The organism is Paenibacillus lautus, assembly GCF_050482385.1.
Classification (GTDB): Bacteria; Bacillota; Bacilli; order Paenibacillales; family Paenibacillaceae; genus Paenibacillus_AQ; species Paenibacillus_AQ lautus_B.
On the sequence record NZ_JBCNHV010000029.1, the window covers coordinates 225,017 to 244,363 of the forward strand.

Annotated in this window: 16 protein-coding genes and 1 pseudogene; 9 read left to right on the top strand and 8 right to left on the bottom strand. The window is 48.8% G+C overall.

What is annotated here, in order from left to right; genetic code table 11:
• Window positions 1-94 precede the first annotated feature (94 nt).
• The 4 genes from ABEW73_RS30795 (at window position 95) to ABEW73_RS30810 (ending at window position 3,640) form a co-directional block, all read left to right on the top strand.
• On the top strand, window positions 95-481 hold the full coding sequence (locus tag ABEW73_RS30795) for a rhodanese-like domain-containing protein (RefSeq protein ID WP_430165135.1): 387 nt from the start codon (window positions 95-97) through the stop codon (window positions 479-481).
• 148 nt (window positions 482-629) lie between these two features.
• On the top strand, window positions 630-968 hold the full coding sequence (locus tag ABEW73_RS30800) for an antibiotic biosynthesis monooxygenase (protein WP_213644932.1): 339 nt from the start codon (window positions 630-632) through the stop codon (window positions 966-968).
• 172 nt (window positions 969-1,140) lie between these two features.
• Complete coding sequence (locus ABEW73_RS30805; protein WP_430165132.1) at window positions 1,141-2,391, top strand: DHH family phosphoesterase; 1,251 nt, start codon at window positions 1,141-1,143, stop codon at window positions 2,389-2,391.
• A 79-nt stretch (window positions 2,392-2,470) separates the two neighbouring features.
• Window positions 2,471-3,640, top strand: coding sequence for a cell wall-binding repeat-containing protein (locus tag ABEW73_RS30810; protein ID WP_430165622.1), 1,170 nt, complete (start codon window positions 2,471-2,473; stop codon window positions 3,638-3,640).
• 313 nt (window positions 3,641-3,953) lie between these two features.
• Here ABEW73_RS30810 and qoxD read toward each other — a convergent pair whose 3' ends face one another.
• From qoxD to ABEW73_RS30835, 5 genes are all read right to left on the bottom strand, one after another.
• The gene (qoxD, locus tag ABEW73_RS30815; protein WP_098743425.1) at window positions 3,954-4,241 is read right to left on the bottom strand and encodes a cytochrome aa3 quinol oxidase subunit IV; all 288 of its coding nucleotides are present in this window, start codon (window positions 4,239-4,241) and stop codon (window positions 3,954-3,956) included.
• Between the two features lies 1 nt (window position 4,242).
• Window positions 4,243-4,839: a cytochrome aa3 quinol oxidase subunit III gene (qoxC, locus tag ABEW73_RS30820; protein ID WP_076321252.1), complete on the bottom strand. Its 597-nt coding sequence runs from the start codon at window positions 4,837-4,839 to the stop codon at window positions 4,243-4,245.
• A complete protein-coding gene (gene qoxB / locus ABEW73_RS30825; protein ID WP_430165130.1) occupies window positions 4,836-6,779 on the bottom strand; it encodes a cytochrome aa3 quinol oxidase subunit I in 1,944 nt (647 codons plus the stop codon). Before qoxB ends, qoxC begins: the two co-directional genes overlap by 4 nt.
• A 63-nt stretch (window positions 6,780-6,842) precedes the next feature.
• Window positions 6,843-7,847 carry a cytochrome aa3 quinol oxidase subunit II gene (qoxA, locus tag ABEW73_RS30830; protein ID WP_430165126.1) on the bottom strand — a complete coding sequence of 335 codons (1,005 nt, stop codon included), beginning with the start codon at window positions 7,845-7,847 and terminating at the stop codon, window positions 6,843-6,845.
• A gap of 1,100 nt (window positions 7,848-8,947) precedes the next feature.
• The gene (locus ABEW73_RS30835) at window positions 8,948-10,396 is read right to left on the bottom strand and encodes a PLP-dependent aminotransferase family protein (RefSeq protein ID WP_430165123.1); all 1,449 of its coding nucleotides are present in this window, start codon (window positions 10,394-10,396) and stop codon (window positions 8,948-8,950) included.
• Between the two features lie 142 nt (window positions 10,397-10,538).
• Here ABEW73_RS30835 and ABEW73_RS30840 point away from each other — a divergent pair, with 142 nt between their 5' ends.
• The 3 genes from ABEW73_RS30840 to ABEW73_RS30850 all read left to right on the top strand — a co-directional run bounded on the left by ABEW73_RS30840 (window position 10,539) and on the right by ABEW73_RS30850 (window position 13,006).
• A complete protein-coding gene (locus ABEW73_RS30840) occupies window positions 10,539-11,156 on the top strand; it encodes a LysE/ArgO family amino acid transporter (protein WP_430165120.1) in 618 nt (205 codons plus the stop codon).
• A gap of 159 nt (window positions 11,157-11,315) precedes the next feature.
• Complete coding sequence (locus tag ABEW73_RS30845; protein ID WP_430165117.1) at window positions 11,316-12,116, top strand: GNAT family N-acetyltransferase; 801 nt, start codon at window positions 11,316-11,318, stop codon at window positions 12,114-12,116.
• Window positions 12,117-12,193: 77 nt separating this feature from the next.
• A complete protein-coding gene (locus ABEW73_RS30850; RefSeq protein WP_430165115.1) occupies window positions 12,194-13,006 on the top strand; it encodes a sugar phosphate isomerase/epimerase family protein in 813 nt (270 codons plus the stop codon).
• Between the two features lie 796 nt (window positions 13,007-13,802).
• Here the strand turns inward: ABEW73_RS30850 and ABEW73_RS30855 are convergent.
• Complete coding sequence (locus ABEW73_RS30855) at window positions 13,803-15,647, bottom strand: ABC transporter ATP-binding protein (RefSeq protein WP_430165113.1); 1,845 nt, start codon at window positions 15,645-15,647, stop codon at window positions 13,803-13,805.
• The gene (locus ABEW73_RS30860; protein ID WP_430165110.1) at window positions 15,640-17,376 is read right to left on the bottom strand and encodes an ABC transporter ATP-binding protein; all 1,737 of its coding nucleotides are present in this window, start codon (window positions 17,374-17,376) and stop codon (window positions 15,640-15,642) included. Before ABEW73_RS30860 ends, ABEW73_RS30855 begins: the two co-directional genes overlap by 8 nt.
• A 186-nt stretch (window positions 17,377-17,562) precedes the next feature.
• On the opposite strand from ABEW73_RS30860, the gene ABEW73_RS30865 reads away from it, so the two are divergent.
• Together ABEW73_RS30865 and ABEW73_RS30870 are read left to right on the top strand one after the other, a co-directional pair.
• Entirely contained in the window at window positions 17,563-18,465 is a 903-nt protein-coding gene (locus ABEW73_RS30865; RefSeq protein WP_430165107.1) for a M15 family metallopeptidase, read from the top strand.
• Window positions 18,462-19,016, top strand: coding sequence for a VanZ family protein (locus ABEW73_RS30870; RefSeq protein WP_430165105.1), 555 nt, complete (start codon window positions 18,462-18,464; stop codon window positions 19,014-19,016). Before ABEW73_RS30865 ends, ABEW73_RS30870 begins: the two co-directional genes overlap by 4 nt.
• Here ABEW73_RS30870 and ABEW73_RS30875 read toward each other — a convergent pair.
• Window positions 19,016-19,210: pseudogene (locus tag ABEW73_RS30875) on the bottom strand (MFS transporter); the annotation flags it as partial. The gene ABEW73_RS30870 and the pseudogene ABEW73_RS30875 overlap by 1 nt on opposite strands.
• Window positions 19,211-19,347 lie beyond the last annotated feature (137 nt).

Sequence of the window (19,347 nt, forward strand, 5' to 3'; positions counted from 1 at the left end):
ATACCCGTAGGGGTAGGTACTGGGGGTTGAATGTCCCGTACTCTTTCCACCAAGCATCAAGCTGAAACACATGACAATGATGGGGGAATGCTATGTGCTGATTGCATCTGCCGCTCTGATTATATTTATATTCAGTATTTATTACCGGAGGTATGTACCTATAACTGGCCTGCGGTTCATGAAGTGCAGTGAACTTCGACAGGCTCAGAAGGAATGTCCGAATCTGAAAGTGCTCGATGTACGCGATGTATCCGAATATATGGCCTGTCCGCAGAAAGAGACGATTAACATCTCTCTGGGAAGATTGCCGTATGTGTGGGAGCAGGAGCTGAGACCCGATGATGCCGTGGTCATTGTAACACCGAAGCGTTCGGATGGAATCCTGGCTGCGCGCAAGTTGAAGAAGGCTGGCTTTACTTCGCTTTTTTATTTACAGGAGGATTGCACGGCTTGTAATTCCATGCAACATTCACTGAATTAATCATGATCTGATCAGCAGACTTATGCTGGTCAGATTTTTTTGTTTTTCGGGTGAAAGGATATAATTTGACAATGATAATCGTTATCATTTAGAATGAAAGAATATCGTTCATTTTACGTTATTTTTGCTAAGGGAGTGTTCGTTCAATATGTTGATCGAGACGAAAACGATTATTGTTAAAGCAGGCACATCCAATTTGGTTGTTGAGCGTTTTAGCAAGCCGGGACCCATTGAAGAAATTGAAGGTTTCATCGATCTGAATGTCCTTGTTAAGAATGCAAAGCGTACCGACGAAACGGAAGAAGTCATCGTCATGATTCGCTGGGAATCCAAAGAAGCTTGGAAACGTTGGGAAACCAGTCCCGCACATATTCAAGGACATCGTGATAAACGCGGCAAGCCGCAGCCTGAGCATGTGATTAGCTCCAGCCACGGCATGTATGAGGTTATGGCATCCAAAGGACCGAGACCTGTTCAACAGGCATAATATCTTTATTATTCACAAAAAAGAAGCGGCTGCTCAAGCTGCTTCTTTTTTTGTCCCATTGTAACGTCGGATGGGGCTAACAGGGGTTAAAGCGATAGAATTTAGGGAACCGTAAAGGGATGAAAGACAGGATCAGCTAATCATTCCACCTACTGTTTGGAGGAAGTCACCTATGTATCATCTATACAGCCATAATGATCTGGATGGTGTCGGTTGCGGCATTATCGCCAAATGCGCTTTCGGTGAAGGAATTGATGTCCGTTACAACTCCATTCACGGTTTGAATCAGCAAGTCGCAAGGTATCTGAACCGGACTTCCGTGCAGGAGAATCCGTATGATGTGTTGTTTATTACGGATTTGTCCGTCGCTCCGGATATGGAGAAGGAACTGAATGTGTATGTCGAAGAGGGAGGGCAGGTGCAGCTTATCGATCACCACAAAACGGCTCTTCACTTGAATGAATATAGCTGGGGGCAAGTGGATGTCACGCATCGGGACGGCCGCCCAGCATCGGCAACCTCACTATTCTATGAATATTTAATTGAGCATGGACATCTGGGCAGAAGTGAAGCGCTGGACGAATTCGTAGAGCTGGTCCGCCTCTATGATACGTGGGAATGGGAAGAGAATCAGAAGATTGAGGCTAAACGCCTGAATGATTTGTTCTATATGTTGTCCCTTGACGAATTTGAGAGCAAGATGACGCAGCGTCTGCGGGAGCAAGGGGACTTCTTCTTTGATGAGTTTGAAGAGAAAATATTGGATATGGAAGAGAATAAAATCGATCGTTACATCCGCCGCAAGCAGCGGGAACTCATTCAGACCTTCGTGGGGGAGCATTGTGTAGGCATCGTGTATGCTGAATCCTATCATTCTGAGCTTGCTAGCGAGCTGGGAACGACGTATCCCCACCTGGATTACATTTCCATTTTGAACATGGGAGGAAGGAAAATGAGCCTTCGCACGATTCATGATCACGTGGATGTGTCCGAAGTGGCGATGCGATACGGGGGAGGCGGTCATCCCAAAGCAGCGGGATGCACGATTACGGAGGAAGTGTATCAATTATTTGCTGCTGACCCGTTTGAACTGGAACCGATTCGATTCGATGCTTCGCGGAATCAGTTCAACATGAAGGGGACGGAGTCCGGCGTTCTATACGAAAGCTGGGGTGAGGATCTGCTGTTTGTTTATGCCCACGCCGGGGAATGGATTGTCGAGTGGAACGGAGAACCCCTTCCATTCCGGTTCAGATCGTTCGAGGAGGCGGAGCGGCACATGAAGCGGCAGTATGGTGCCTGGCTCTCCAGGGATGACGTGTTTGTGAAGATGTTGAAGGAACAATGGAGGCGAAACCGTTCCAATGACCGGCCGGGACTGCCGCCGGATATGGATGAGGAGAAGTTAATGGAAGATCTGTAGAATTCACAGCATCAAGGGTGGAGGAGATCTATCCTAAAGACGCTTTTTTGTGAGACAGGAGGAAAATACGGTGAAAAAAATGATCGCCGGCTGGGCTCTTGCCCTGTTAACGGCAGGCATCCTCGCATGGAGTCAGACTCAAAGTCATTCCGAGCCCTCCATTCCCTCGGCTGTTCACAACAAGGAGCTGCTGAAGGATGTTCCTGTACCTTGGTCCGCTACGAAGAACACCATTCGATTGAATACATCTGATCCTGTAAGTGCGGCCGTACTGACCTCCAAGACGCTGTGGCAGTCCACGAATGAGCATAGTCGTCCGCAGACGGTGATCCTGGTGGATTCGGCTCAATGGTCCATAGCGGCTGTTAGCGTCGATCTGACGCAGCTTAGCGAAGGGCCTCTGCTGTTTGTGGAAGAAGAGGGGATTCCCAAGGAGACGCTGGAAGAGCTGAGACGGCTGAAGCCAAGAGGAGCGGAGCATAACAAGGGCATTGAGATTATTACTGTTGGCCCGATCTCGGATAGGGTGATGAAGGAACTGCACGGTCTTGAATATAAGACTGATCACATTGCTGCCGGGGAGCCAGCAGAAGCAGCAGCTGCTATTGATGAATACGCTGCTAAGGTATCCGGATCAGTACCCACCTCGGTTATTGTCGGATCGATGGATCGTCCGGACTACACGCTTCCTGCAGTGAGCTGGATTGCCCATATGCCGGAAACGATGCTGTATGTTCGCGAGAAGAATGTGCCTGAAGAGACGGCACAGGCGCTTCATAAGCGGAAAGGGAAAGCGAATATCTATATCATCGGTCCCGAAAAGGTGGTATCCCGGGCAGTAGAGGAAGAGCTGCAGCAATACGGTAAGGTGACGCGAATATCCGGGGATGACCCGTTCGAGAATGCCATACATTTTGCACAGTTCAATGATCGCTTAACAGGCTTTGGTTGGGGCATTCAATCGCCGGGTTACAATCTCTCGTTCTCGACTCCAGATTCGCCCGTATTGTCCATTGCAGCGGCTCCATTATCCCATATGGGGAAGCATGCACCTTTATTGTTTACGAACCGTGACGGGGTGCCACGCTCCATTATGAAGTATGTTGAATCGATACGGCGTCAGAGCGGCAAGTCCCTGGTGGAAGCTCCTTATAATCATGCCTGGATTATTGGAGACGAACAGACCCTGACCACGAAGCTCCAGAGTGAGATTGATGAAATTCTGGACATGGATGCAGGGCGTGACTAATGTCGTCTTCCAAGTGCATTGGCAGGTGAAGTTGGTCCATGGTGTATTGAATGTAAAGAAACCGTTCCTTTCGTAAATGGTGGGTAGCACTTCCATTTTACCAAGAAACGGTTTCTTTTCGTTTGTCTAAAGTATGTTTCCGCACAACGTAGCGGAGAGGACGAAACGATTCGTACACGAAGCGTCGCATAAAAGAAAAGAGGGCATCCCGCCAGATCTAGGATCTTTTGGGACACCCTCTTTGATATGGGATGATAGGATCAGGATGCGAACGTTCATCGCCATATTTTAAGTTCAGAGATATTCGCAGGGATTAAGCATACCAGCCCCATACGAAGATGAACAGCGTTCCGAAGATGGTGACAAGACCGACAAACAGAGCGTAGGCAATGTTGATGTAAACGGATTTTTTGTCATCACTTTCCCCGACGTGCATGAACAGCATGAGCTGAACGGTTGCCTGCAGGATAGCGGTAACCAGCAGAACGGCCAATTTCGAAGCTGCCGGCATATCCAGCAGAACGACGAGCGCAACCGCTGAAAGGACGAGAGACGATATATAACCCGCTACATGCTTAATTGGAAACAACTGTTTTAACATGTCACATCAGTCCTTTCAAGTATACAAAGCTGAAGATGAAGATCCACACAACGTCCAGGAAGTGCCAGTAGAGCGAGAAGATGAAGGACTTGTTGGCTGTGGAATGATCCAGTCCATGCTTTTTAATTTGAAGCAGAATGCCAGTTCCCCACAGGAGACCGAAGGTAACGTGAGCTCCGTGGGTGCCAAGCAATGTGAACAAGCTGGAGGAGAAGGCGCTGGTTGAGAGCGTTACTCCTTCATGCACATAGGTGAAGAATTCGAAGATCTCGATCCCAAGGAATCCTGCACCGAGCAGCAGGGTGATGACCATAAAGATCATCATCTGCTTTTTCAGTCCCAGACGCATCGCATGAACAGCCAAACCAATGGTGAAGCTGCTCGTTAAGAGCAGGAACGTTTCAAGTAATACTGGTGTAATTTCAAAGATTTCTGCTCCGCTCGGACCGCTGGCAAAGCGGTTCACGAGAACGAAGTAGACGGTAAACAAGGTAGCAAAGAGCGCAATTTCAGCTCCAAGGAACAGCCAGAAGCCAAATATACGATTACGATTTTCCTCTGTTCCATATTCCAGCGGCTGAGTGGCATCTATTTTCATACCGTATCACCCCGCAGTTTCTGTTCGGTTTGAACAATCTCTTCAACCGGGATGTAGTATCCGTGATCACGATCAAAGGACATGGTTGCCAAAATAATCAATACCGCAATACCGGCAATGATGGATGGAATCCACCAGCTGAATACCAGGAAGAAGCCAAGGAAGAAGAAGGCGATACCTAGTATAAATGGTTTTCCGGTGTTGCTTGGCATGTGAATCTTCGTGATTTTCTCATCCGAAAGCGACTCGTTGTTTTTCTTCGAGAACCAGAAGGCGTCGCGGCCTTTGACTTTCGGAGTTACCGCAAAGTTGTAAACAGGAACCGGACTTGGCGTCGACCATTCCAGTGCGCGTGCATCCCATGGATCTCCTGTTTTGTCGCGCGGCTCGTAACGTGTACTCCAGTAGATGTTGTATACGAGAAGGATGAATCCGATCGCCAGGCCAACCGCGCCGACCATCGACAGCATATTCAGCGGACCAAAGCCGGTTTCGGCCGAATACGTGTACGTACGGCGGGTCATCCCCATAAGCCCCAGGAAGAACATCGGGAAGAACGTAACGTTAAATGAGATGGCAATGAACCAGAATGCGATTTTGCCAAGCTTTTCGTTCAGACGGAAGCCGAACACTTTAGGGAACCAGTAATGGAAACCGGCAATGACGGCGAATACGGCGCCTGGAATGAGCACATAGTGGAAGTGGGCAACCAGGAACATCGTATTGTGATACTGATAGTCGGCACTGGCCATCGCCAGCATGACGCCGGTAACGCCACCGATCGTGAAGATCGGAATAAAGGCAAGCGAGTAGAGCATCGGTGTCGTAAAACTGATTCGACCCTTTCGAAGCGTGAAGAGCCAGTTGAATATTTTGATTCCGGTCGGTACGGCAATCGCCATCGTCGTGATGGAGAAGAAGCCGTTGACCATGGCCCCTTGACCCATCGTATAGAAATGGTGGGCCCATACCAGGAAGGACAACCCGGAGATAATCACCATACTCAATACCATGGAGCTGTAACCGTACAAGTTTTTTCTGGAGAAAGTCGAGATGATCTCACTGAAAATACCGAAAGCTGGCAGAATGACAATGTATACCTCAGGGTGTCCCCATACCCAGAACAGGTTGGCCCAAAGCATATCCATGCCGCCGTTGGCCATCGTGAAGAATTGCGAACCAAAGACGCGGTCGAACATCATAAGCAAGAGCGCAATCGTAAGTACAGGGAAAGCAAAGATAATGATGACGCAAGTGATCAGTACAGACCACGTAAACATTGGCATGCGCATCAAGGTCATGCCCGGAGCACGCATCTTCAGAATCGTTACGATAAAGTTAAGACCTGTCAGGAGCGTACCAATCCCTGAAATCTGAAGCGCCAGCGAGTAGTAGTTGTTGCCGACCGTCGGACTGAATTCGATACTGGCCAGCGGGAAATAGGCGGACCAGCCGGCATCCGGCGAACCTCCGATTACAAAGGAAATGTTGAACAGCATCGCGCCAGCAAAGAACAGCCAGAAGCTGATTGCGTTCAGTTTAGGGAAAGCTACGTCACGGGCACCGATCTGAAGCGGAATGATGACGTTCATCAGACCGAAGATAAACGGCATGGCCATAAAGAGAATCATGATGACCCCGTGAGTCGTAAATACTTCATTATAATGCTGACCGTTCAGAAACTTCATCTCTGGTGCGGCGGTTTGTGCACGCATCATGATCGCGTCGACACCGCCACGGAACAGCATGATCAATGCACAGATGATGTACATGACCCCAATTCTTTTGTGATCCACGGTTGTGAGCCATTCCCGCCAGAGATAACCCCACTTCTTGTAGAAGGTTAAACCGAAGAGGATTGCAAGCGAGACGAGAACAATACTCACCATGGCACCGTATATTAACGGATCACCGGTAACGAAAAATTCGTCCCATTTCATAAAGGCCTAGCTCCTTTCTGGATGTATGAAGTAGATCGGGTGAAGAACGTTTTCCTCACCGATTTAATGTCCTTCATGTTGATGATTTGGACTTTCTTCAGCCGGGAAGTCCGGCAGCGGTTCGTTCGGATTGACGTTCGTTTCACTATCAAATTCCGTTTCCTCTGTTGTAGCTGGATCCGGATGGTCATCTTTATGGTTCTGATGCTCCTCATTGCCGTTGGCATCACCGCCATGATGATGATCTTCGGACGGTGGAGGGCTGAATTCCAGATGGGTGTTGGAGAAGGTCATTCGACCGACATGCGCGGTTTCCAGAAGCTTTTTGAATTCATCTTCCTTCAGCTCAGGTGCCGTATCCTTCACGTCCTTAACCCACTCATCGTACTCGGCAGAGGTCATGGCAAGGGCTTCGAACTCCATATGGGCAAAGCCTTCACCGTTAAAGTTCGCGTTACGGCCCATCATGGAACCCGGTACGTCGGCCACCATGTTCAACTTGGTGAGCATGTCGCTCATCGCGTATTTCTGCCCGTGAAGCTGAGGGATCCAGAAGCTCGTGATCGGACCGAAAGAGTAGAGTCGGAATTCGATCGGACGGTTGGTTGGAATGTTGACGTAATTGACGGTCTCAATTCCTTCTTCCGGATAGCTGAAGTGCCATTTCCAGTTCGAAGAGGAAGCGTAGATGACCAGAGGTTTTTGGTTCTCATAACCTTCAGGCACCTTCTCGACAGCCACCGTCGTTTTGACCGTCACGACCGAGAGGACGGCAACGATCAGGATCGGAATGGCAGTCCAGAGAATTTCCAGCCACTTGTTGCCCTCCTCATGGGGTGGTTCATAACCTTCATTGGATTTCTTAGCTCGATATTTGGTAAGCATGAAGATATAAAGCGTGTAAACAACGGCTAAAATTCCGACCATCATCAGAATGGAGAATATGATTGTATCGGATAGGGTTTTGGCAGCCGGTCCTTTCGGATCTAATACCGTGAGTGAGCTGCATCCCGATAAGAGCAAGGTGAAGCTTAATAACAATGCAAATAACGGCCCTCTTTTGTTCATGATGTACCCCTTTCCTTGAAACGTTCGTTCGATTCAATGTTACTGACACATCTATAGTAGAAAGTTCCGGTCGGCTTTGCAAAACACATAAACTTGTATAATTAACATATAAATCCATATTCGTGTCAATGTATGTAATTTTATGTGTTCAATTTGTTACAAAAGCAACGGGGTGTGAGTGAAATCATTGTAGTGGCGCGGTTTTAAGGTAGTTCATAGTTTGTTCAAACTTTCACGAGAGTTACCAGTTTCGTCACAATTCTGGGCCTGTTTTTCGCCACAATTGTCCTCTGATCTTGCTGAAAAAATCCCAGTATTGATAAGGGTTTAGAGGTGTATGTATAATTTTTCACAATTAGATGGAAGCCATTTTTTATTTCCAATTTACTTATTTCACCAAAAGTACTGAATAGGCTTGTGATATGATATCACTAAAATTTGGAACGTTATTTTATACTGGAAACCTTGAGTTTGCTTGAGTGGAAAGAGCGGGGACGATGTGCGGTCGTTCTGGATATGGTTTATATTTCTTGGTTTGAGCTTGGCTTTCGCCTTTCTCCCTGTGATCCAACATGGAAATCCCGACCAATTGCCTTGGAGATTGGGGAGCAGCGCCATTTTCTTCACGGGCCTTTTTTTATCGCCGTTATCCCGCGTCAGGCCTGCAATGCAATTTATCACACTGCTCGTTGCTTCTTTATTTTCTGTGATCTCCTTATGGCCAACCAGTACGAAATTATCGCATCCTAGCCGCAATGGATAACCCACATGTCCAGCTAGCTGATCAGCATCTCCGTACGGTTACGAAGGATAAAACATCCGGTCTTTGGAACCGGCTCATTCTGTCTCCTGTTCGAAAAACGGAGATGTATATGGGCACCTGCTGTAAAACTAGTTGATCGGCGTTTTGCTGATCATCATGGTGCTGCTCATCTTTCGGTATGGTTTCGGCTTCGATTTAGGCGACCAATACGGTTTGCTGCTGCAAGTTATTGTGATCTATACACTGACCATCGTCGCTTTATCCATGCTCTTGGCATCTGACATAAGGAAAGGGTCTTCCCTGTGGATCATAGTCCTCAGGAGAGCCCTTATGTTCATTATAACGTATGGAGGCGGATAAGCTCCGCAAGCCTAATAAGCCCGCTCTCCAGCTGATTGTACGAGGCGTAAGCATAGGATAGGCGCAGATGCTGCTGGTCGTTACGATCATATATATTTCCGGGATTAAGCAAAATGCTCTCCTTCAGCGCCTGCTCGAATAAAGGACGAATGGAGAGGGGGTTTTTGATGCGAAGCCAAATATAGAATCCACCTTGGGGTGTATTCCAGTGTGCAATATCGTGAAAATATCGCTCCAGCAACGACAGGGTAAAGTCTCGGCGGCTCATCAGCTCTGCCCGGATCTGAGCGAGATGATTCTCATATAACCCACTGGAGAGCCATTCGGCGACGGCATGCTGGGAAAGGGAGCTGGAGCCGTAATCGGTTTGCATTTTGATGTCGGACAGCCGATCAATGACCGGCTCAGGCCCGACGATCCATCCGATGCGCAGCCCGGGACCCAGCGTTTTGGACATGCTGCCCATATAGAGCACAAGGCCTTGTTTATCTGAAGCTTTCAGCGGGGGTGGTGAGGGGGTATCTAACCATAAATCTCCATACACGTCATCCTCGATTAAGGGCAGCCTTTCCTGATTGCAAATCCGAAGCAGCTCTGCTCGTCTGTCGGAAGACATCAGCTTTCCGGTAGGGTTATGAAAGGCAGGGATGGTATAAAGCAGGGCAGCGCTGTGCTGGCGTTTGAGTCTTCCGATGGCTTCCGTTCGGACCCCGTTCTCATCCATGGGGATACCGTGCAAATGCATGCCGGCGGATTGAAACACATGAATCGAGTTCAGGTAAGAGGGATTCTCCACTAATATGGAGGAACCGTGATGCAGCAGTCCGAGCGAGATCAGCTGTAAGCCTTGCAGCCCGCCGGAGACGATGAGTATGGAAGCGGGGGAGGCCATAATCCCTTTCTTTTTCAGATGATCACTGATGATTTCTCTTAAGTATAGGTTCCCTTTCGGTTCCGAGTAGCCCAAGGTGAAATGGCTGGACATACTGCCGTTAAGCGTTCCCCGCATCTGGTTGGTAGGGAGGAGGTCAGGCGAGAGCTCGCCTGTTCCGAGACGGATCATGCCAGCATCGGTTTCCGCACGATTGATTTGCTGGATCATATGGATGTTGGGCTGATAGGAGCCGGATATCACGTATTGATTCCAATCAGGCGGAGGCGTGGCAGCAAGTAAACTCCAAGTATTGTTGATAATCACCGTCCCTTGTCCCACGCGGGATTCGATTAAACCGTCTGCAGCAAGCTCCCCGAGCGCATACACAATGGTGCTGCGGTTCACTTGATATTTGGCAGCCAGATCTCGCTGCGTGGGAATTCGGGTTCCGACCGGCCATTCCCCGTTCATGATTCTGCTCTTGATATCGTCATAAATTTGCTGATGAAGCGGCACGTCGGAGTGCTTATTCAATTTCCATTCTTCGGCCATAGGTATTGGTAAACCCGCTTTCATGTAGGAATATGCCTCAGTATACCTCATTGGTTGGGTCTAAAGCCAACCAATTGGTTGGAGACGCAGCCGAACCCCTCCTTTACAATGGTGGAAATATTCGCTGGAGGCTTGGTTTCATATGATAGGCGTTATGGTTCATGGATTCATTCTAGCTTTAGGTCTTATTCTTCCTTTGGGCGTGCAAAATGTGTTTGTATTTAATCAGGGAGCGGTACAATCCCGCTTCATCAAGGCACTGCCCGTCATTATTACCGCATCACTATGCGATACGCTGCTGATCTCATTAGCGGTTCTGGGGGTATCCGTTGTTGTTCTGGAATATGAATGGATCCGAACCGTGCTGTTTTCATTAGGGATCTGTTTCCTGGTCTATATGGGAATGGTAACCTGGAAGAGTAAACCTTCTGGTCAAGCGCAAGAAGAGACTCGTTCGTTTACGCCGAAAAAGCAAATTGTATTTGCCATGTCTGTATCCTTGTTAAATCCGCATGCTGTTCTGGACACGATCGGGGTCATTGGCACAAGCTCGCTCCAATATACAGGGATCGACAAAGTGGTCTTTGCCGTTGTATGTATCGCAGTTTCGTGGTTGTGGTTCTTGGGTCTTGGAATAGCGGGCAGGACAGCGGGAAGGATGGATCCATCAGGGAAATGGTTGTCCACGTTGAACCGAATATCAGCGTTGATTATGTGGGGAACCGCGGGGTATCTGGGGGTTAGCCTGATTTTATCTTAGCCGAAAATGGTATGTGTTAATTTTTTATTATAGATGATAATTCCCTTGGCCCACTCTGCTTCCAACCTATATAATGAGCCTAATTCAAAAGGGCATAAGGAGGGGGAGTTATGGAATACAGATTAATAAAGGCGGATCCCAAGATGTTCTCGAAATATTTTGCTACTTAATTATAAGAATAATTGGTTTAGACCGAGCTGGGGTGATTTAACCAAGGTTCTAGCGGATTCGGACGACGGTTACTGGGTTGTTTCAGGTGACGATAAAGCGGCTGGGGTTTATTTGTCTGACCATTCCATCGGACTTGTATTTGGCATCCCCCCATATTCCATCACCACAAAGATGATTGATTACGTGAAGAGCTATGCCTTAAAATCCTGGAATTTGACAGAGTCTCTGCATGCTCATAACGTTCTGGCTGAGCAGGAGATCGCTTTTCGTGAAAATGGTTTCGTTCAGGTTGAATCCAGGCAATGTATGATGCGGCCTACCGAACAGCTGGATGCATCGATAGATTTCTATTATATGGATAGGAAACCTACTATAGAAGATATGTCTAAGATTGTAGAGGTGTTTAGGGGAGCGTATACGAATGGCCCGGATGAGCAGGAAGACCAGGTTTATGCTGATGATGCGGCCCGATATTTTGACCAAGTGGACCCCAAGCTGTTGGAAGCATCTTCAGTAGTATATGACCGAACAACGGAAGAAATCGTCGGTGTGTGCTTGATCTCTTTATGGGAGGGCTTGCCACTCGTGTATAGTATCGCAGTATTACCCCAACATCGAGGAAGGGGGTTGGCGAGCGCGATGCTGGATAGGGCATTAACGGTCTTGGAGCCTGATTATCCGGTGCTGCGCCTCTTTGTAACGACGGGGAATCAAGCGGAGCAACTGTATAAGAAGAAAGGCTTTCTCTCCGGCGGGGAATATCAACATCTTAAATACACCATCGAGTAAGATCTGCTGCGCAGGGTGTTTGGCAGTGTGATAAACGGAAGATCGTGCTTTCATCTATTCTCTAAGGGGGTATTCAGTTGAATATTTCGATTGGCGGCTATTCGTTTTATAATACGTTTCTGGATGGAAAAATGGATGTGTTCGGTTATTTGGAGACGGTGAAGTACCGGTACCGAATGGATGCGGTTGATTTGTGGAACGGTTTTTTCATCGATCGGAGCGATAGCGTATATAAGCTGGCTGATAAGAGCTACATCCGGAAAATCAGAGAGGCATTGGATGAGAAAGAGATGAGGGTGGTTAACTTTGCTGTGGACGGAGCGCATCTATGGGATCCGGACCCGGATATCCGGCAGAAGCTGTACGAGAATGCGCTGGTTCATCTGGATGCCGCTGAAATTTTGGGTGCCGAAACCGTGCGGATCGACACCGGCGGCAGTTATAAGGAGTCGGAGCCGATGTCTTACGAACAGTTCGAGTATACCGTTAAACGTTATCGGGAATATGCGGATCGTGCAGCGGATGGCGGTTATACCATTGGTCCGGAAAATCATATGGGCGCATCACTGCTTCCGCGTGAAATGAAACGGCTTGCAGAGGAAGTCCATCATCCGGCTTTCGGTTTTCTGCTTCATCTTGGCAGATGGAAGGCGGATGAGGCTGAAGGTGATGAGATGGTTGCCCCATGGACGGTACATACTCATTTTGACGCGAAAACAGCGGTTCATCCCGATGCGGAGAAGAAGGTGCGGAGCCTGCTCGCAGGCGGATACAAGGGTTACTGGGGCGTCGAATACAATGCGCCGCGCAATCAATATGTGGAGATGGAATGGATTATAGGGGCTGTAAAACGGATCGTGAGTAATGCCAGTCGGGTTGAGTTGGAATGATGAAATCGTGCGAGATGATTGCCTTGTATTGCATTGGAATTGCATTGGAAGTGCATTGGAAGGGCGTTTGTATTGTGTTGTACGGCATTTGAATGGCATTTATATTGCGCTGTATGGGCATTGTATTGCATTCTCATTGCATTGTATTTGTAATGCGTCGTACTGCATTTTATTGCATTTGTATTTATAACGGACTGAGGATCCGTTATTTAGTTAAAAAAGATGGATTTGACAAGTGTATCGGACATGAGATACGTTATTCGCCGTAAAAGTGTGATTATCGCCTTATGCTAACTAAAATAACGGACCTGGTGTCCGTTCGATTCGCGAATTGAGCTATTTTGATCGAAATAACGGACCTGGTGTCTGCTCGATTCGCTAACTGAGCTGGTTTGATCGAAATGAAGGCCCTGGTGTCCGCTCGATTCGCTAACTGAGCTGGTTTGATCGAAATAACGGACCTGGTGTCTGCTCGATTCGCGAATTGAGCTGGTTTGATCGAAATAACGGACCTAGTGTCCGCTCGATTCGCTAACTGAGCTGGTTTGATCGAAATGAAGGCAATCAGGTCCGGTAGCGCCAAATGGGAAGAATAATCCTCATTAGTCTTGGACTGATACAGATACTGTACTGCAGTTAGAAGGGGTGGCTTGGTGCGGTACGCTGCGCTCGGTTCGCCACGCTTAGTTCGCAAGACCATTTATTCGGATAGCGCAGAAAACCAAGAGAGCCGGTTTCATGGAACCGGCTCTCTTGGTTGTTGTCAGCAGCTTGTAAGAAAGCTTCCAAAGCCGCTTTAACTGGTTAACTTAAACTGGCTGTTGTATAACTCGTAATAAAAGCCGCGCTTGGCCAGCAGCTCTTCGTGTGTGCCGCGCTCCGCGATACCGCCTTGATTCATGACGAGAATCTGGTCAGCCTCACGGATCGTGCTTAGACGATGAGCGATGACAAAGCTGGTCCGGCCCTGCATCAGGGTACGCATGGCGGTTTGAATATGCATCTCCGTCCGCGTATCGATGCTGCTGGTAGCTTCGTCCAGAATCAGTATCACCGGATCGGCAAGCACCGCGCGTGCGATCGTCAAGAGCTGCCGCTGGCCCTGGCTCAGGTTGCCTCCGCCCGAGATAAGCTGAGTATCATAGCCTTCGGGCAGCTTCATGATGAAGTCATGCGCATTGGCAAGCTTGGCGGCAGTTTCGATCTCTTCGTCCGAGGCATTAAGCCGGCCGTAGCGGATGTTCTCTCGAATCGATGCCGAGAATACATAGGCATCCTGCAGCACGATTCCCAGCTTGCTCCGCAGATTGTCCTTATTCAACTGACGGATGTCGACCCCATCAATGGTGATCACGCCAGAATCGATCTCATAGAAACGGGTGAGCAGATTGATGATGGTGGTTTTGCCGGCACCTGTCGGACCGACGAGCGCAATGGTCTCGCCCGGCCGAGCGGTGAGTGATACATCCTTCAGAATCGGGACGCCCTCCTTATAACTGAAGCAGACACGGTCAAATTGTACCTCGCCATACATGTCATCCGTTGTATTATCGACTTGATTGTCTTGGTACTCGGACTCCGTATCGATCACCTCAAAGACCCGTTCAGCACCCGCCACAGCAGATTGCACCAGGTTGAATTGATTCGCCAGATCGTTCAGCGGCCGTTGAAACTGCTTCGAGTAGTTCAGAAATGCAACGACAATCCCCACGGTAGTAAAATCCTTGAATGCCATGTACCCGCCAACCGCCGCAATTAAAGCAAAGCTGACGTTGTTCAGCACGTTCATAACCGGACCGACGGTACCCGAATAGATCTGAGCTTGAATGCTGGCATCGGTCAGCTTCTTGTTCATGACATCGAACTGCGCAGCGGTATGCCGCTCCCGGCGATATACCTGTACGACCTTCTGACCCGAGACGGTTTCCTCGATAAAGCCATTAAGCTCCCCCAGCGTGCTCTGCTGCTTGGAGAAATGCTTCCTTGTCCGGCTTGCTACCGTCTTCGTGAACAGCATAACAAGCGGAATGGTCACCATGCTGAGCAGCGTCAGCCATACGTTCAGGTACAGCATGATGGCAAGTGATCCAACCAGAGACAATACGCTTGAGATTAGCTGGGTTACGCTCTGATTTAATGTCCCGGAGACGTTCTCGATATCGTTGGTCGTGCGGCTCATCAATTCGCCGTGCGTCTTGCTATCGAAGAATCGCAGCGGAAGGATTTGGAGTCTTGCAAAAATATCCCTCCGCATAGCCTGAATAGACAGCTGGGAGACCTTAACCATGACATGCTGCTGCAGCCATGCCGTGAGTGCGGTACCCGCGTAAACGGCAAGAAGCACCGCACACAACGCCATGAGTCCCTCGAAATCTCCTGGAATGATGTAATGATCCACTGCATTTCCCAGCAGGTAAGGAGCCGCCAGGGACAGAATCGTCGTGATGAGCGTGAATAAGAAAACAGCGATCATATCGCCTTTAAATGGTCGGATGTAACCCCAGATCCGGCGTATCGTTCCCATTGTATTTTTGGGCTTCGCCTTGGCCATCGTCATTCCACGCATGGGGCTGCCGCCGCGCATGCTCAGATCCGGAGCATCCGCATGGCTTTGCTTGGTTCCCTGATCTGCTTTAGCCATGGGAAGACACCTCCTTGCCGAATTGCGATTGATAAATATCCTGGTATAACTCACAGGAAGCAAGCAGCTCGCTGTGCGTACCCTCCGCTACCAATTTTCCATCATCCAGCACCAGTATAAGATCGGCATCGATCACGGAAGAGATCCGCTGGGCAATCATGAGGCAAGTGCGACCGTTCATCAGCCGGGCCAACTCTTTCTGAAGCCTGGACTCCGTCCCCATATCGATGGCGCTTGTGCTATCATCAAGAATAAGAATGGCGGGGCGAAGCAATAATGCCCGTGCAATGGAGATCCGCTGCTTCTGGCCGCCGGAGAGGTTCACGCCTCTTTGTCCAAGCACGGTATCATATCCTTCCGGCATGGATGAAATGAATTCATGCGCCTGCGCAGCCTTGGCTGCTGCCATCACTTCTTCGTCGGAAGCATCCGCTTTCCCGTAGCGGATATTGTCCCGGATGGTGCCTGTGAAGAGGATGGATTCTTGAAGGACAACGCCAATTCGTTCGCGTAACGCCGATAAGTCGATTTGTCGCACATCGGTCCCATCGATGAATATCCGCCCGGATGTTACGTCATACAGGCGGGGGAGCAGGGATACCAGGGAGGTTTTTCCCGAACCGGTTGCTCCCATAATGGCGACGGTCTGTCCTGGTCGAACCTTGAAACTGATATGATGTAAAACGGGCTTCAGTATTTCCGGTTTATAGGAAAAAGTCACCTGGTCAAATACGATTTCTCCCTGCTTGTATGCATTCATCGTCGGATGAGCAACGTTTACAATCTCGGATTCCGTATGCATGACTTCCTGGATACGATCAGCGGAAACCTTGGCTGTAGAGATTCGGACCAGCATCATCGCGACGGAGGATACGGAGAATAGCACCTGTGTCACATAGTTGATAAAGGCTACCAGGCTCCCCACCTCGAAAGAGCCGTCGATCGCGTTCTTCCCGCCAAGCCATAGGACAACCACGATACTGACGTTCAGTATCATAGTGAGGATGGGCATATTGAGCGCAACGATCCGTTGTGTTTTAACCGAAACTTGCGTGAAGTCGGTATTCGCTTGATGGAATCGATCCTTCTCATACCCGGCTCGCACGAATGCTTTGGATACCCGGATGCCAGCGAAATTCTCCTTCAGGACCGTATTCACCTTATCGAGTTTCTTCTGAACGGTGGCGAATAAGGGCAGGGTGGCCCGGATGAGGAAGAACATCACAACGAACAACAATGGAACAGCAATGGCCAGAATGATGGCGAGCTTGGGGCTAATGATCACCGCCATAATCATGCTTCCAATCGCGAGAAACGGAGACCGTACGAAGATGCGCAGCAGCATCTGGACCATGGTCTGTAGCTGAACGATGTCGCCCGTCAGCCGGGTGATAAGTGAACCGGTTGAGATACCGTCCAGATTACGAAACGAGAGGGTTTGAACCTTGCGGAACAAGTCCCGGCGCAGGTCGGCACCGAAACGCTGCGAGGCAATGGAAGAATAGATCGTACATCCGAGACCTCCAAGCAGCCCGATGGCAGCCGCGCCCAGCATGATAAGACCTGTATGGAGAATGTGTGAAGTATCGTTCTGCATGACACCTTGATCAATAATGCTGGCCATAAGAATGGGCTGAAGCAAATCCATGGCGACCTCCAGCAGCATAAGCAGCGGCGCAAGCAGGGCCGCAGCCCAGTGGGGACGTAAATAACGAAATAATTTGAGCAAGAATAATGGCACCTTCTTTATTCTTTTTAGTCTAAATACCAAGTTAAGCCATAGGCTTCAACCTTGTCAAAGGGAATAGGGAAAAGCGCAAGTTGCATCTCTTAAGAAAAACTTTAACTTTTCCCTACTTTTCCTTAAACTCTATTTATTAATCTGGATAAACCAAGCTAGAGGGAGTTGTTGAAGTTGAAAAAGGGTTTGATATTGCTCGTTATATTTCTGTTGGTCGGATGCGAGTCCATTCTGACGGAGACGCCTAACGTGAATGATAAAGTAGAAAGTAGAGATGGACAGGAAGCAAAAGCGGGTTCCGACACGCAATCGAATCCTCCATCAGCTGCGCAGACGATCCGTGTAACAGATGAACAAGTGACACGTGGAAATTTGGTCCTGGTCAACAAGGAACATCCGCTTGATCCAGGAGCCGTGCCGAAGGATATCGTAACATTGTTTGAGAATAAAGACTTAATGCATGGTTATGTGGTCCTGGACAACACGATCCGGTTATCGCGCAGTGTGGCAGAGAAATTCGGTGATATGGTTGAAGCCGCCGGAGAAGACGGAGTCAATCGTTTTATGATCAGCAGCGGGTATCGGGATGAGGGTGAGCAAGAACAGCTTTATCGTGAAAAAGGTTCTGATTACGCCTTGCCTCCAGGCTACAGCGAACATAATCTCGGGCTCTCGATGGATATCGGGTCGACGCAGCAGTCGATTGATCAATCACCCGAAGGGAACTGGCTGAAGGAGCATGCATGGGCGCACGGATTCATTCTGCGCTATCCTCAGGATAAGACAGAGATTACAGGCATTCAGTATGAACCGTGGCATTTTCGTTATGTTGGGCAGCCGCACAGCATGATCATGAAGGAACTGAATCTTACATTGGAGGAATATCTGGATTACCTGAAGGAACAATCCAGCTATGGAACTACCGTAAAGGGGAAGGAATACGAAATAAAGTATGTACCCGTTACGTCCAAAGACATGGAGATTGAGATACCGGCGGGAAGCGAGTATGAGATATCTGGAAACAATATCGACGGAATCATTGTGACGTTACTGCTAAACAAGGATGATGCAAAATGAAATTATCGTATAAATGGATGCTTCTATTACTATATGCGCTGTATCTCTATGTCTTACTCAAGGTGATTTTATTCAAGTTCGGTTCCGTAGATATATCGGTTCTGTGGCAGCAGCTGCATCGAGCCACCGAGATCCCGAATTACCTACAGAATCGATTGCAATTTGCCAATTTCACGCCCTTTGAATCCATTCGAATGAATATGAAGCGCCTTTCGAGTCCGCATGACGTGATCAATCTCTTCGGGAATATCGCCATATTCATGCCCAATGGCATATTCGTCGGTCTTATGCTTAGGAACAAGTTCCGCGGATTCATTGGCTCCTTCACGACATCCCTGGGGTTGAGTCTGGGGCTGGAATGCTCCCAGCTCCTTTTCTCAATGGGAAGTTTTGATGTGGATGATTTAATCCTGAATACGGCTGGAGGTGTACTTGGGTACGGCATGTTTCTCGTGCTTAAACTAACCTTAGCGGGAACAACTCTTCCTATTGACGAGAGTAGAGGAAGAACGGATAAGCCTTTAACTCGGAACGAACAAGCAAGGAATTGAAGTGTTCCATATTCGGAGCATCTTTTAGGAGCGGGACGATTCGGACTATTGCGGACAAACAGCGGGAAATAGATGAAGACCAACACGAGGGGAATGATGGCGAGTCCGAACACAATCTCCCAGCTTCCGAAATGTTGGGCAAGGCGATTGGCGAAGAGGGTTGCGAGGACCTTGCCGCTGTTACCGGCACCGGCGGGCCGTGTTCTCTGTAACGGAAGGGGATCCATGGAAAGGGGTATCTGAGAAGTATCCACTCATTTTGACCATGGTCGTGCTCTGTCCCACTATCTAACCGGCGTGCAGAATGTCATGCACGCGACCCGGTCGTAGC